Origin of the sequence: Gimibacter soli (genome assembly GCF_028463845.1) — a bacterium.
Lineage (GTDB): Bacteria > Pseudomonadota > Alphaproteobacteria > Sphingomonadales > Kordiimonadaceae > Gimibacter > Gimibacter soli.
Map to the genome: position 1 here is coordinate 434,112 of NZ_CP116805.1, position 11,724 is coordinate 445,835.

Genomic DNA, 11,724 nt, shown 5'->3' on the forward strand with positions numbered 1-11,724 from the left:
ACATGATGTTCAAGCAACTGAAAACGCTGGTGATCGTGGCTGCTGCCGGTTTCGCAGCCGCCTGTACGCCAATGTTCCGTAGTGACGTTTCGACCTTCCATTCGAACTTTGCACCGTCGGGCCAGACCATCGCGCTGACGCCGATGAACCCGGATCGCCGCGACAGCCTCGAATTCCGCCAGTATGCCAACATGATCGGCCTGCAGCTTGGCCGGTATGGCTTCCGTCAGGCAGGGGATAACGAGCCCGACCTGATCGCCGGATTCGATATCACGATCAACGATGGTCGCGAAAAGATCGAGACCTATCCCTCGGCTTCGCGTTCGTCCTTCTGGTACAGTCGGCACTATTGGGGTTTCTGGGGGCCGTATGATCCCTTCTTCGACACCCGCTTCCATGACGAGCTGCGCGCCACCACGGTTTACCGGGTGGAACTGCGGGTAGAGCTGCGCCAGAAAGACGGCACGATGCTTTATGAAGGCCGCGCCGAAACCGAGACACGCTCCAACAACCTGCCGAAGCTGGTGCCGCTGCTCGCCGAAGCCCTGTTTGAGGAATTCCCCGGCCCGAATGGCCAGACGCGCCATGTGAAGCTTGATCTCACGGACCGCAACGACCTCAACTGATCCGGAAGCGCGATCGACAATGCCGACAATAAAGCCCGTGGCCATGCCGCGGGCTTTTTTTCATGAGGCGCTGCGTTGCCGGGCCTGATGCCGCCGGGCTTTGGCATTGTTGCCGCAGGTAGCCATGTCGCACCAACGACGCCGACCCGCTTTTGAGTGATCGACGAAAAGCCAGCCGCAACGATCCCCAGCGCATTGGCGCAAACGCCCGGCGGGGAAGGTGCCAGCCAGATCCACCGCATGCCGCGCCAGCCGGTCGGAGATTTCATCAAGATCCGCGGCGCGGGACGCCGACACGACAACAAGCCGCCCGTCGATGCAAGTAATGGTGTGACTGGCAAGCGCCCGCCGCCAGAAGGCCTCCACCTTCAACAATATGTCGTTCTCGGGCTCCCGGTTCTCAGCCAGAGCTGAAAAGAGCGAATGAAGCGCAAGGCGCAGATCCTTGGCGCGCGCCAGGGCCTTTTCTGCCTGTTGCCGGTCGTTCGCTGCAGCTTTTCGCAGGGCCGCCGCCCTGTTTGTATCGACAAGCCCTCCCATCACCGCCCAGTCTACCAGACGGCTATAGGTATCGATCCAGTCCCGTGGCGCCTGATCCCAGCTGGTGATGGTGTTGGCGAAATCCAGCGCCGGGTGCCCGCCGATAAAGTCGGCGATAGTAAACTCGTGGGCTTCAATCCGGGGCATCGTATCCGTCATAGCATTCTTCCTTTCCAGCAACGTGAACCCTGACACCCCTGCTGTCGCGTTCAGTGCGATCATATAACTGTTTAATGTTGTTTTAAAGGTTATTTGGAAATATAACCCCTGAAATAAACATTATCGGTTATTCGACATCGACTTCAGACTTGGAGAAATATCTTGGCATCCGTCGTCGTACAGCTTGCTGGAATCCTGCTGGGCGCGGCGAGCGAAATCCCTGTCCCGCAAGCACTCGCCAGATGGACCCCCGAAGAACTTTCGACGCAGGGGTATGAATCCTCACCCACCTTCACCGCCGACGGGCGGGAAATGTATTTCTTTCGGGGAGATGCGGGTTTCCGACAGTACAGCCTGCGCTGGGCATTGTGTACGACCAGCGGATGGGAAGAACAGGGTGCTTTGCCGTTCGCGGCCAAACAACCGGTTTCGGATTCCGATCCCTTTGTCACACCGGATGGCAAGCGGCTCTATTTCATATCGACCAGAACCGACCGCGCCGGAGTCCCGAAAGAGGACTTTGATATCTGGTATGTGGACCGTACCGCAGGAGGCTGGGGCACGCCGGTGCGCATGCCGGAACCCGTCAACTCCTCGGGGTCTGAACTACTTCCCCGGCTTCTGACGAACGGGCAGCTGCTGTTCGGATCGGACCGACCGGATGGTCTTGGTGGCCACGATATCCATATCGCGACCCAGACACCGGACGGCCGCTGGGAAGCCCGCAATCTCGGGCCATCGGTCAACACCGGCGCAAACGAATATGAAGCCGACATCTCGGCCGATGGCAGCACCATGGTTGTGGTATCCGACCGGGAGACCCGGTCACGGCTCTATCTTTTTCGGAAAGATCAGAGCGACTGGAAGCTCAGCGGCCAGATTATGGCACGCCAATCTGTATTTCAGGTGGGGCCACTGTTGTCTCCGTTAGCGACTCGCCTTGCATTTGCGCAGGCCGGCGACGCCCTGTCGGGTGAATTCTATCTGGTCAACCTGACCGCTGATACACAAGAAAACTGGCCGCCATCCTGCCCCTGAACAGCATTTCGGCCTTCCGCATTCGGTCAGGCTTGACAACTTCGTCCTGAAGTGTACTTTGTATTGCAAAGTTCTTTGCACGGAGATTCGATATGACTGACAAGTTTGATGCCGACGACGGTAACCGCGCCGCAAATCCTGCGGGCGATCTTGCCTTCATCCGCGCCATGATGGATGCCGGCCGCCGGCGCGCGGGGATCGACGGCGCCCATATGATCATCTGGGGCATCATCCTCGCCGTCGCTTTCTTCCTGCAATATGCATCCGTCGTCGGGCGGTTGCCGGTCCTGTTTCTGGAAATCTGGGTTCCCGCCTTCATCATCGGCTTCCCCTTGTCCTTCTGGATTGGCCGCAAGACACCGGGCGGCGCGGAGCGCGGCAATATCGCGCTCGCGGCCTATAGCACCGTCTGGCTTTCGGTCGGGGTTGTGATGGGCCTTTACATGATTGCGGGCATCTCGACCGGTCATTTCGACGGGCGGGACGCCACGATGCTGGCAAGCGCCCTCTTTGGCACCGCCTATTTCGTCGTGGCGAAGGTCACGCAGCTTAATTGGATGTATGCCTGTGCGGCGGGCTGGTGGCTCTTCTTCTTCCAGGTGATTGTCCAGAGCCATCTCGACCGCGAAATCCTGCTGCAGATGGCTGGCGCCTGCCTTGTCCTGATCCTGCTGCCGGGCCTTGTGCTGCGCCGCATGGCGGGCAAGGCATAGTCGGGCCGGACGAATATGAGCGGGTTTGATCACAAGAAGCTCGATGAGGTCATCCATGGGCGGGTGCGGCTCGCCGTGATGTCCTACCTGATGACGGCCCGAAGCGCCGACTTCACCGAGCTAAAATCTGCCCTTGAGGTATCGGACGGAAACCTTTCGACCCACCTCAAGAAGCTGGAGGACGCAGGCTTTGTCCTTCAGGAAAAGAGTTTCGCCGGGCGCAAACCGCAAACGACGGTACGCCTGACCGAAGCCGGGGATGCTGCCTTCCGGCGGTATCTCGAAGAAATCGCCGCCATGCTGGGCACCGGCCGGGCCGGCGAGTGAAACGAAAAAAAAGACCATACGACAGACGACAGCAACCGACCCACCAGAGCCGAAAACGGCCCGGGTCACGACCAGCGAGGAGAAACCTGATGTCCCCTTTTGCCATCATGCATGTGAGTGCCGTGTTCGTTTCCTACGCGTCCGCCATCGGCATAGCCTTCGCCCCAATTGGCAGCCGCGGCCACAAGCTTTGGGGCCGCGCCTATGCCGGTGGCATGCTGACAACGGCCCTCTCGGGCTTCGGCATGTATAATTTCGGCGGGCCGTCGATGTTCCACGTCTTTTCCATCGTCACCATCACCGGCATCACGCTGGGGCTCAGGTCGATCTGGAAATTCTCGAAAACGCGGGACAAGAAATATCTGGCCGGCCATTATTTCCACATGGCTTACAGCTTCATGGGGCTGAATATGGCGGCTGCCGGACAGGCGCTGCGGCTTTTCGATTTCAGCAGCTTCAACACCTATCTGGCGGCCATGAGCATCTGTTTCTTCCTGATCGGCATCGCCGCGCGGGTGCTGATCCGGGGCTGGTTCCGCACCCGGATCGCACCGCGTTTCGGCATCAGGCTCGCCTAGAGGCTGTTGTAAACGAACCCGATGAACATGCCCGGCCAGGCTTCGTTGTCCGTCTGCCACTTGGCCGGCATATCGGCAAGGGGCTTGGCCGCCACGATGGCCTCAAGGCTTTCGCCTTTTTTCTTCAGTGCTTCAACCCGGCCGCGCGCCTCGATCAGCATGTCGCGATAGTCAGTGAGGCCGGCCTTGTCGGTAAGCGGACCATGGCCCGGGATGATCACCGTCTTGTCGTCGGCAATCTGCAAGGCTTTTTCAGCCGCCGCGATGATGCCGTCAATCGAACCGCCGCCATCCACATCGATGAAGGGGAAGCGATTGTTGAAGAAGGTATCGCCCATGTGCAGCACATTGGAGCCCCGGAACCAGATGATACTGTCACCGTCCGTATGCGCATTCTTCACATGGATGGCGCGGGCTTCCTCGCCGTTGAAATGCAGGCTCAGCTCGCTGTCGAAGGTGATCACCGGCAAGGCACCCGATGGTGCGGGCGGGTTCTTCATGTTGAAAGCCTTGACGAACGAGCCGGCCGCCAGCCGCACCCGCACATTATCGTGCGCCACGATCACGGTGCCGCCGGTGCCGAAATTCTCGTTCCCGCCCGTGTGATCGCCGTGGAAGTGCGTGTTGATGACATAACGGATCGGCTGGTCGCTGATCCCGGTCACTGCGGCACGGATCTTGGACGTCAGCGGGGCATACTGGTCATCGATGAGGAACACACCGTCAGCGCCCGATGACACCCCGATATTGCCGCCTGCGCCAAACAGCACGTGGATGTTGCCGGCAGCCTTTTCAGCGGTGACTTCAACCTTGTCGAAGTCCTGCGCCACAACGGGCAGCGCCGTCATCAGCGCGGCCAATGCCCCGGCGGCGAAAAATTCTGTTGATCGTTTCATACCTGTCCTCCCCTTATTGCTTGCTTGGCCGGCATCCTGCCATGCTTTTGCCCATATATGTTTTCACTTTGCCGGGAGCGGCAAATAGGGCTAAACCTGAGCCAAATTCCGACTGTTACGATACCAAGGGGATAGTTACGTGGGCAAGCAGGTGATCGCGGTGATCTTCGGGGGCCGCAGTGTCGAGCATGACGTGAGTGTGCTCTCAGGCCTCCAGTTCCTCGAAGCGCTTGATCCCGGCCGGTATGAAGGCCTTCCGGTTTATGTCGATGCCCTTGGTCAGTGGTGGACGGGTGCCGCGCTCCTGAAGCGCAGCCGTTACCCGCTCACCGAAAAGGCCCCGAAAGACCTGACCCCCGTTCAGCTTGACCTCGCCACGCCGGCGAATGGCCGCCCGCAGCTCGTCGGCACGCAGAAGGGCCTTCTGGGCGAGAAACGCATCAACCTGCCGTTTGACCTGATGGTACCGGCAATCCATGGCTCGAACGGCGAGGATGGCACGCTTTCCGGCCTTCTGGATTTTGCCGGCGTGCCCTATGCCGGTTGCCGCACGCTTGGCGCCGCCGCCACCATGGACAAGGCCTTTGCCAAGCGCACAGCGCGGGCGGCAGGCCTGAAGGTGTTGCCCGAACTGGTGGTCAAGCGCCCGAAGGCGGGCACTTTCCTGGATGCCGACCAGCTGATGAAAGACCTTGAGGCCGCAACCGGCCCTGTCACCTTCCCCTATATCGTGAAGCCCAATAACCTCGGCTCGTCGGTCGGTGTTTCGAAAGCGAAGGACGCCGACGGCCTTGTCGCCGCGCTCATGAGCGCCTTCCGGCTCGATAGCGAAGTGATTGTCGAGCCGTTTGTCGCCAACCTCACCGAATATAACGTTGCCGTCCGCCGCGACGCCGATGGCACCATCCTGACTTCGGCCATCGAGGAACCGATGCGCGACGCCGATCTTCTGGATTTCAAGAACAAGTATCTGGCCGGCGGCACACCGGGCGGCGCCAAGCTCGACACCGGCCCGAGCGAAGGGATGGCGAGCCTCAACCGCACGCTCAACCCGCCGAGCCTTTCAGCCGCCGAGGATGCCTTCATCCGCGAAACCGCGAGCGCCATCTTCGATGCCCTGTCGCTGGCGGGTTCGGTGCGGATCGATTTCCTGTGCAACCGGGAAAGCGGCGACATCTGGCTGAACGAGGTGAATACCATCCCCGGGTCCTTCGGCTATTTCCTGTGGGAAGCCGCCGCCAAGCCCATCAGCTTCCTTGCGCTGACCGCTGCCATGATCGAGGAAGGCTTCCGCCTTTCCGCCGCGCGGCTCGGCAGCACCGACGGTGCCGCCGTCGGCGCCGGTATCTTCGCGCGCGGATGAGCAGACCGGCATGAGCGGCACAGCACAGCCCCAACCCTGGCACCGGATGGAAATCGGAGAGGGCGACAGCGGCCCCACCTTCGTCTGGCTGCACGGCTGGGGCCAAACTCTCGGATCGCTTGAACGCATCGCCCAGCTTTTCAAGGCGGACGGCCGCCATATCCTGTTCGACCAGCCGGGCTTCGGCCAGACACCGCCGCCGCCCAGCGGTGCGGGCTCGGCCGACTATGCCGACATGCTGGCGTCCGAACTGACCCGCCTTGGTGTTGGCCCCTGCATTTTCATCGGCCACAGCTTCGGGGCGCGGGTTTCGGTGCAGATGGCAGCGCGGCACCCAGCCCTCGTCGCGGCAATCGTACTGGTGGCAGGTGCGGGGCTCCGCCGGCGCAAGACCTTCAAGGCCAAGGTCCGCTCCTTCTTCATCCGGCTAGTCGGCAATCTGGCCCGCCTGTCGGACGATATCCTCGGCACATCTTTGCGCGATCGTCACCGCGAGCGGTTCGGCAGCCCGGACTACAAAAATGCCGGCGTGCTGCGCCCCACGCTTGTCAGCGTCGTGAATGAAAATCTGGTCGCCGAAGCCCGCGCTGCGCGCTGCCCGGCACTTCTCGTTTATGGCAGCGATGACACCGAAACCCCGCCCGAGATTGGTCGGCGCTATGAGGCCGCGCTGCCGATTGCGCGCTATGTGGAACTCGCCGGTTTCGGGCACCTCGATATCCTGTCGCGCGGCGCGTGGCAGGTGGAAGCCGCGATGCGCGCTTTCCTCACCGATCTCAAGAAAGGAGATAGCCTGTGACAACCGGTTTTATCGCAGGCCTGATCCTTTTCGCGCTCACGTTCACCTTCGCGCACCTGCGCGGCCTCGCGCTCATGAAATTCTTCCAGCAAGAAGAATATGACGGTCGCCGCTTCCTTGGCTGGTTCCGCCATGCCCGCGCCTTCGACCGCGCCGCCAGCCTCTGGTGGCTTGTCGCTGTGATCATTGCGCTTGCCGGCTACCGCGCCCCCGGCGTGGCGCTCACGCTGATCGGCTTTGGGCACGGTATCCTTCTGTCGCGGCGCGTTTCCAAGGAAGCCAAGAAGGCGCTTGTGATGACCGAACGGGTGAAGCGCATTCATCTGGTTTATCTGGTGCTCGCCGGGCTTCTTGCCGCCTATGTCGGCTATGACCTGTCGTTGAGCGAGGATGAGGCTTTCCTCAATGCGAGCTATGAAGGCCTCAATCTCATCCCCCTTGTGCAGCTGCTGCCACTTGTTCTTGTGCTGGCCAACTTTATGCTTTCGCCTTTCGAGGCAAGGGTGAAGGCGCGTTTCCGGGCCGAGGCCGTGGAGAAATTCAACCGGCTTGCCCCCAAGGTGATCGCCATCACCGGCTCCTTCGGGAAAACCTCCACGAAGCATATCCTGCATCACATCCTGTCGGCAGCAGCGCCCACACTGGCCACGCCCGGCAGCGTGAATACCGATATGGGCATCACCCGCGTGATCCGCGAAAGCCTGACGCCCGAACATGGCTTCTTCATCGTAGAGATGGGCGCCTACGGCCCCGGCTCCATCGCCCGCCTCTGCAAGCTGACGCCGCCCGATGTAGGCCTTATCACTGCGGTCGGTGCGGCCCACTATGAGCGTTTCAAATCGCTTGAGACGGTCGCCAAAGCCAAGTTCGAACTCGCGGAAGCTACCTTCCGGCGCGGCGGGCCGGTGATTGTGAATGCCGGCGGTATCGCGCCCAACCTACTTGCCGAGCGCATGACGGCTGTGACCGGTGACTATCGCCTGCTTGGCGACGGCGGTGCGCTGGTGCTGGAGAAAAGCGAGATGACTGCCGACGGACTTGTCCTTACGCTCCGGGAAGGCGAAGCGACCGAGACGCTGAAAGTGCCGCTTTGGGGTCATCATCAGGCCGGCAATGTGGCGCTCGCCGCCCTTACCGCCCGCGCGCTCGGCCTGCCCTGGAGCGCGATCCGCGGGGCGCTTGCCACCATGGGCCAGATCCGCCACCGGCTGGAGGTCACCAAGGCACCGGGCCAGCCGACCATCGTGAACGACGCCTACAACAGCAACCCTGTGGGCTTCAAAGCCGCCCTTGAAACGCTGGATGTGCTGAAGGCGGACGGCGGCAAACGCATTCTGGTAACACCGGGCATGGTGGAACTGGGTGCGCGGCATGATGAAGACCATTTGGAGCTCGGCAAGGCCGCCGCCACCCACGCCGATATCGTGGCTGTTGTCACCCCCGACCGTATCCCGACCTTCGTGGAAGGGCTGAAGGCCGCCGGCACCGCTGTCGAGGTCCGCGAATTCGCAAAGCAGGACGAAGCCGAAGCCTTCGTGCGCGGCATTGTGAAAGCGGGGGACGTGGTGCTTTTTGAAAACAACCTGCCGGACCTTTACGAGGCAAAAGTCCGGTTCTGAGGGCTGCGGCCTCACTTTTTCTTCAGGTCGATCCGTTCAAGATTGCGCTGTGCGGCAAGGGCCGCACCCGAATCCGGTGCCATCTGAGCGACCTTGAGCCATGCACTACGGGCGGCAGGCGTATCGCCTTCAGCATCCTTCAGGTTACCGAGTTCAAGCCAGTAGGCCGGGTCGCTTGCCCGGTCGGTCGCGATCTTTTCAAGGAGCTGCTCGGCCTCGGCCAGCCGCTCGGTCTGGCGCGCAGCTGATGCCAGCAGCAGAAGCGCTGACGTGTCGCCGGGGTCCGTTACCGTCACGCGCTTTAGGTCGGTATAAGCCAGATCAAAGTCGCCGTCTGCCGCCGCAATCCTCGCGCGGTCGGTCAGTGCCTGACGCTCCACCTTTGTGCCGCGCGGCGCCAGGCTCAGGGCCTGATCAATCGCCGCTTCGGCGCGGGTGATCTCGTCCGCCATCAGCCAGGCGTTTGCCGCCTGCGTCCAGATGGAGGCCAGCATCAGCGCCGTTCCTACCACGCGCTTGCCGTCCTTCAGCGGCATGTCACGACCATAGCGCATGTCCTCGGCGATAAGTTCAAGCCGGGCCGCGCTTTCAGCATATTCACCGATATTGAAAAGCCCGACCGCTTCGCAGTGGCGGGCAGGCGCACCGCCGCCTTCGCCTTGCCAGACAAGCGCTTCGTTGATCCCCTTGTCGGGCGAGCGGGAGGCAGTCATCAGGCAGTTGCCGTAGCGTTCTTCGGCCGCTGTCATGTCGTCGGCCGCGATGCCCGCCTGCAGCGTGACGAGCGGGCTGGCGGTCATCAGAAGCCATGTTATGGTGCGCAGTCTTTTCATGCCCCAATGAGTGGCGCGGCGCAGTGACAATTTCAAGGCAAAAGGTTTCCCCATGACACGTCTCCCGATCCGGCTTCTGGTTATCGGCCCCGGCTTCACCGGTGGCGCCATCCTGAAAGCCGCACGCGCAGCCGGGCATCAGGTGGTGGCCAGCTGGCGAAATCCTGTTGTGCGGGACAGCCTTGAAAAGGCCGGGATTGAAACGCTTGACCTTTCCGGCGACGGCCCGCTTGCCCCTGATACGCTTGAAGGTGTCACCCACCTTCTCGTCAGCGTGCCGCCGGGGCCAGCGGGTGATCCGGTGCTGCAGCGCCTGCAGCCTGCCTTGGCCAAGGCAGGGGGCCTTGAATGGATCGGCTATCTTTCCAGCACCAATGTTTACGGCGATCATGGCGGCGACTGGGTCAGCGAGGATACGCCGACCGCGCCGAGTCTCGAACGTGGCAAGCGCCGGGTGGTGGCAGAGGCGGCCTGGCAGGCCGCGGGGGCTGCTATCGGGGCACGCGTCGATATCTTCCGCCTTGCCGGCATCTATGGCCCCGGCCGCAACGCCATACGGTCCCTGATCGATGGCAAGGCGCGGCGCATTGTGAAGGAAGGCCAGGTATTCAGCCGCATTCATGTGGCTGATATCGCCGCCGCAGTATTGCTTGCCATGCAGCTTGAAGGCCGGCCGGGCATGGTCTTCAACCTTGCCGACGACGACCCGATGCCCCCCGCCGATGTGATCGGACTTGCCGCCGAAGCGCTGGGCGTCACCCCGCCGCCCCTTGAAGCGTTCGAAACGGCGGAGATGAGCGAAATGGCACGGAGCTTCTATCTGGAATCGAAGCGCGTTCGGAACGACCGGGTCAAAGAAGTGCTCGGCTTTGCGTTCCGTTACCCCTCGATCCGGGATGCGCTGCCCGACCTGATCCGGTCAGAACAGCGCTAGCCGAAAAGCCACGCCGTAAATCCGGCCCATCCCTCGCTCGGCCCCACTAGGAAGAAAGCGGCGTACCTCAGGGTGAGCACAAGAAGGGCCACCTTGGTGATCATATGGACCCGGCCAAGCTTGCGTCGGTCATGGATAACAAGGGCGACCAGCAGCCCGAAGTGCAGGACAATCCCGATCATCGGATTGCCGAGCGTTCCGCCGAGCCGCCCGAAGGCCGGATCCATGATCATCACGGCAGCCAACAGCATGAAATGCTTGTGCGCCTCTGCCCTGCGGCGATTGACGAAGGCGAGCGTGTAATAGGCTGTGAACAATATGCCGTCCATCAGCGGCAGGATGATGAAATGCTCCCGGCTGAGCATCGGGATATTGTTGTTGTAAGTGTGGAAGGTTTCCACCGTCAGCAGAATACTGGTGGCGATCATCAAACCGGCCAGAACCGGGCTGACGGCGCCAAGCCGCATGTGAAGCGCGCGGTTCCCTGCCCCCACAAGATGGGCCTGCAGGATGAACACGCAAATCCAGATGAAAAAGACGACCCCGTGCAGAACAAGAACGGGGCTTGCTTGCACACCGTTTTCAAACCGGTGCATCACATAGGGGCCAAAGCCCGCCAGAATGAAAAGAAGCATCGCAATGCCCATACGGGCATAGAAAGTCGAACCAAACCGTGCAGCGCCCATGGATTCCCCCCATACTGCCGTTTTGAACGAACCGGATTTGTCAGGCCATCTCGTCGACCTGTTCGTAACTCATGTTACCGGGCACCAGCATCACGGGGCATTTCAGGCTGCCCGCCAGATCGTGCGCGAAATAGTCGACAAGCGGGCCGGGGTTGCCCGCAGGGCCTGCGCCAAGCACAAGGCCGAAAATATCGGGGGTTTCATCAATGAATTTCAGGAGCTGTTCCTTGGGCTCGCCTTCAATGATCCGGACTTCGGGCGTGATGCCACAATAGGAATGCAGCCGTTCAGCCACTTCATCCAAGAGCACACGGGCTTCCTCGTAAGCTTCTTCTCGCATGCGGTCGGCAACTGCCATCCAGTGCTGGAACTCGCCGGGGCGGATGCAGTGGAAAAGGATCAGCCCGCCGCCCGTGATATGTGCAGCACGCGCAGCGGCAAAGCGGATCGCCACTTTGGATTCGGGGGAGCCGTCGACCACGACAAGAAGCTTCCTGTAGCGCTTCTTGATCGGCCTGATGGGGCCGGAAATCTGCGGTCCGCCGCTATCGATCGTGTCGGTCATCATGATCAGTTGAGAGTGACAGTGCCGGGCAAGGCTGGCAAGCCCCAT

At 61.3% G+C, this 11,724-nt stretch carries 14 protein-coding genes; 9 read left to right on the forward strand and 5 right to left on the reverse strand.

The window, feature by feature from the left end:
• Nucleotides 1-2 precede the first annotated feature (2 nt).
• Nucleotides 3-626 carry a DUF4136 domain-containing protein gene (locus PH603_RS02015; protein ID WP_289504251.1) on the forward strand — a complete coding sequence of 208 codons (624 nt, stop codon included), beginning with the start codon at nucleotides 3-5 and terminating at the stop codon, nucleotides 624-626.
• Nucleotides 627-686: 60 nt separating this feature from the next.
• On the opposite strand, the gene PH603_RS02020 is transcribed toward PH603_RS02015, so the two are convergent.
• A complete protein-coding gene (locus tag PH603_RS02020) occupies nucleotides 687-1,388 on the reverse strand; it encodes a CGNR zinc finger domain-containing protein (RefSeq protein ID WP_289504252.1) in 702 nt (233 codons plus the stop codon).
• A gap of 99 nt (nucleotides 1,389-1,487) precedes the next feature.
• On the opposite strand from PH603_RS02020, the gene PH603_RS02025 reads away from it, so the two are divergent.
• The 4 genes from PH603_RS02025 (at nucleotide 1,488) to PH603_RS02040 (ending at nucleotide 3,981) form a co-directional block, all read left to right on the forward strand.
• Complete coding sequence (locus tag PH603_RS02025; protein WP_289504253.1) at nucleotides 1,488-2,363, forward strand: TolB-like translocation protein; 876 nt, start codon at nucleotides 1,488-1,490, stop codon at nucleotides 2,361-2,363.
• 92 nt (nucleotides 2,364-2,455) lie between these two features.
• The gene (locus tag PH603_RS02030; protein WP_289504254.1) at nucleotides 2,456-3,076 is read left to right on the forward strand and encodes a hypothetical protein; all 621 of its coding nucleotides are present in this window, start codon (nucleotides 2,456-2,458) and stop codon (nucleotides 3,074-3,076) included.
• 15 nt (nucleotides 3,077-3,091) lie between these two features.
• Nucleotides 3,092-3,403 (forward strand): winged helix-turn-helix domain-containing protein, encoded by a 312-nt coding sequence (locus PH603_RS02035; protein WP_289504255.1) that lies wholly within the window; start codon nucleotides 3,092-3,094, stop codon nucleotides 3,401-3,403.
• Nucleotides 3,404-3,492: 89 nt separating this feature from the next.
• Nucleotides 3,493-3,981 (forward strand): DUF2306 domain-containing protein, encoded by a 489-nt coding sequence (locus tag PH603_RS02040; RefSeq protein ID WP_289504256.1) that lies wholly within the window; start codon nucleotides 3,493-3,495, stop codon nucleotides 3,979-3,981.
• Here PH603_RS02040 and PH603_RS02045 read toward each other — a convergent pair.
• Nucleotides 3,978-4,877: an MBL fold metallo-hydrolase gene (locus PH603_RS02045; protein ID WP_289504257.1), complete on the reverse strand. Its 900-nt coding sequence runs from the start codon at nucleotides 4,875-4,877 to the stop codon at nucleotides 3,978-3,980. The two genes, PH603_RS02040 and PH603_RS02045, sit on opposite strands and share 4 nt — an antisense overlap.
• A gap of 139 nt (nucleotides 4,878-5,016) precedes the next feature.
• Between PH603_RS02045 and PH603_RS02050 the strand changes: the two genes are divergently transcribed.
• Genes PH603_RS02050 through PH603_RS02060 form a run of 3 tightly spaced genes read left to right on the forward strand, consistent with a single transcriptional unit; the run spans nucleotide 5,017 to nucleotide 8,658 of the window.
• Nucleotides 5,017-6,240, forward strand: a complete 1,224-nt coding sequence (locus PH603_RS02050) for a D-alanine--D-alanine ligase (RefSeq protein WP_289504258.1) — start codon at nucleotides 5,017-5,019, stop codon at nucleotides 6,238-6,240.
• A 10-nt stretch (nucleotides 6,241-6,250) separates the two neighbouring features.
• Nucleotides 6,251-7,039 (forward strand): alpha/beta fold hydrolase, encoded by a 789-nt coding sequence (locus PH603_RS02055; RefSeq protein ID WP_289504259.1) that lies wholly within the window; start codon nucleotides 6,251-6,253, stop codon nucleotides 7,037-7,039.
• A complete protein-coding gene (locus PH603_RS02060) occupies nucleotides 7,036-8,658 on the forward strand; it encodes a Mur ligase family protein (protein ID WP_289504260.1) in 1,623 nt (540 codons plus the stop codon). Before PH603_RS02055 ends, PH603_RS02060 begins: the two co-directional genes overlap by 4 nt.
• Before the next feature lie 11 nt (nucleotides 8,659-8,669).
• On the opposite strand, the gene PH603_RS02065 is transcribed toward PH603_RS02060, so the two are convergent.
• On the reverse strand, nucleotides 8,670-9,491 hold the full coding sequence (locus PH603_RS02065; protein ID WP_289504261.1) for a tetratricopeptide repeat protein: 822 nt from the start codon (nucleotides 9,489-9,491) through the stop codon (nucleotides 8,670-8,672).
• A 52-nt stretch (nucleotides 9,492-9,543) separates the two neighbouring features.
• On the opposite strand from PH603_RS02065, the gene PH603_RS02070 reads away from it, so the two are divergent.
• Nucleotides 9,544-10,425: an SDR family oxidoreductase gene (locus tag PH603_RS02070; RefSeq protein WP_289504262.1), complete on the forward strand. Its 882-nt coding sequence runs from the start codon at nucleotides 9,544-9,546 to the stop codon at nucleotides 10,423-10,425.
• Here the strand turns inward: PH603_RS02070 and PH603_RS02075 are convergent.
• Together PH603_RS02075 and PH603_RS02080 are read right to left on the reverse strand one after the other, a co-directional pair.
• Nucleotides 10,422-11,111 (reverse strand): hypothetical protein, encoded by a 690-nt coding sequence (locus PH603_RS02075; protein ID WP_289504263.1) that lies wholly within the window; start codon nucleotides 11,109-11,111, stop codon nucleotides 10,422-10,424. The two genes, PH603_RS02070 and PH603_RS02075, sit on opposite strands and share 4 nt — an antisense overlap.
• 40 nt (nucleotides 11,112-11,151) lie before the next feature.
• Complete coding sequence (locus PH603_RS02080; protein ID WP_289504264.1) at nucleotides 11,152-11,679, reverse strand: universal stress protein; 528 nt, start codon at nucleotides 11,677-11,679, stop codon at nucleotides 11,152-11,154.
• Nucleotides 11,680-11,724: the final 45 nt, after the last annotated feature.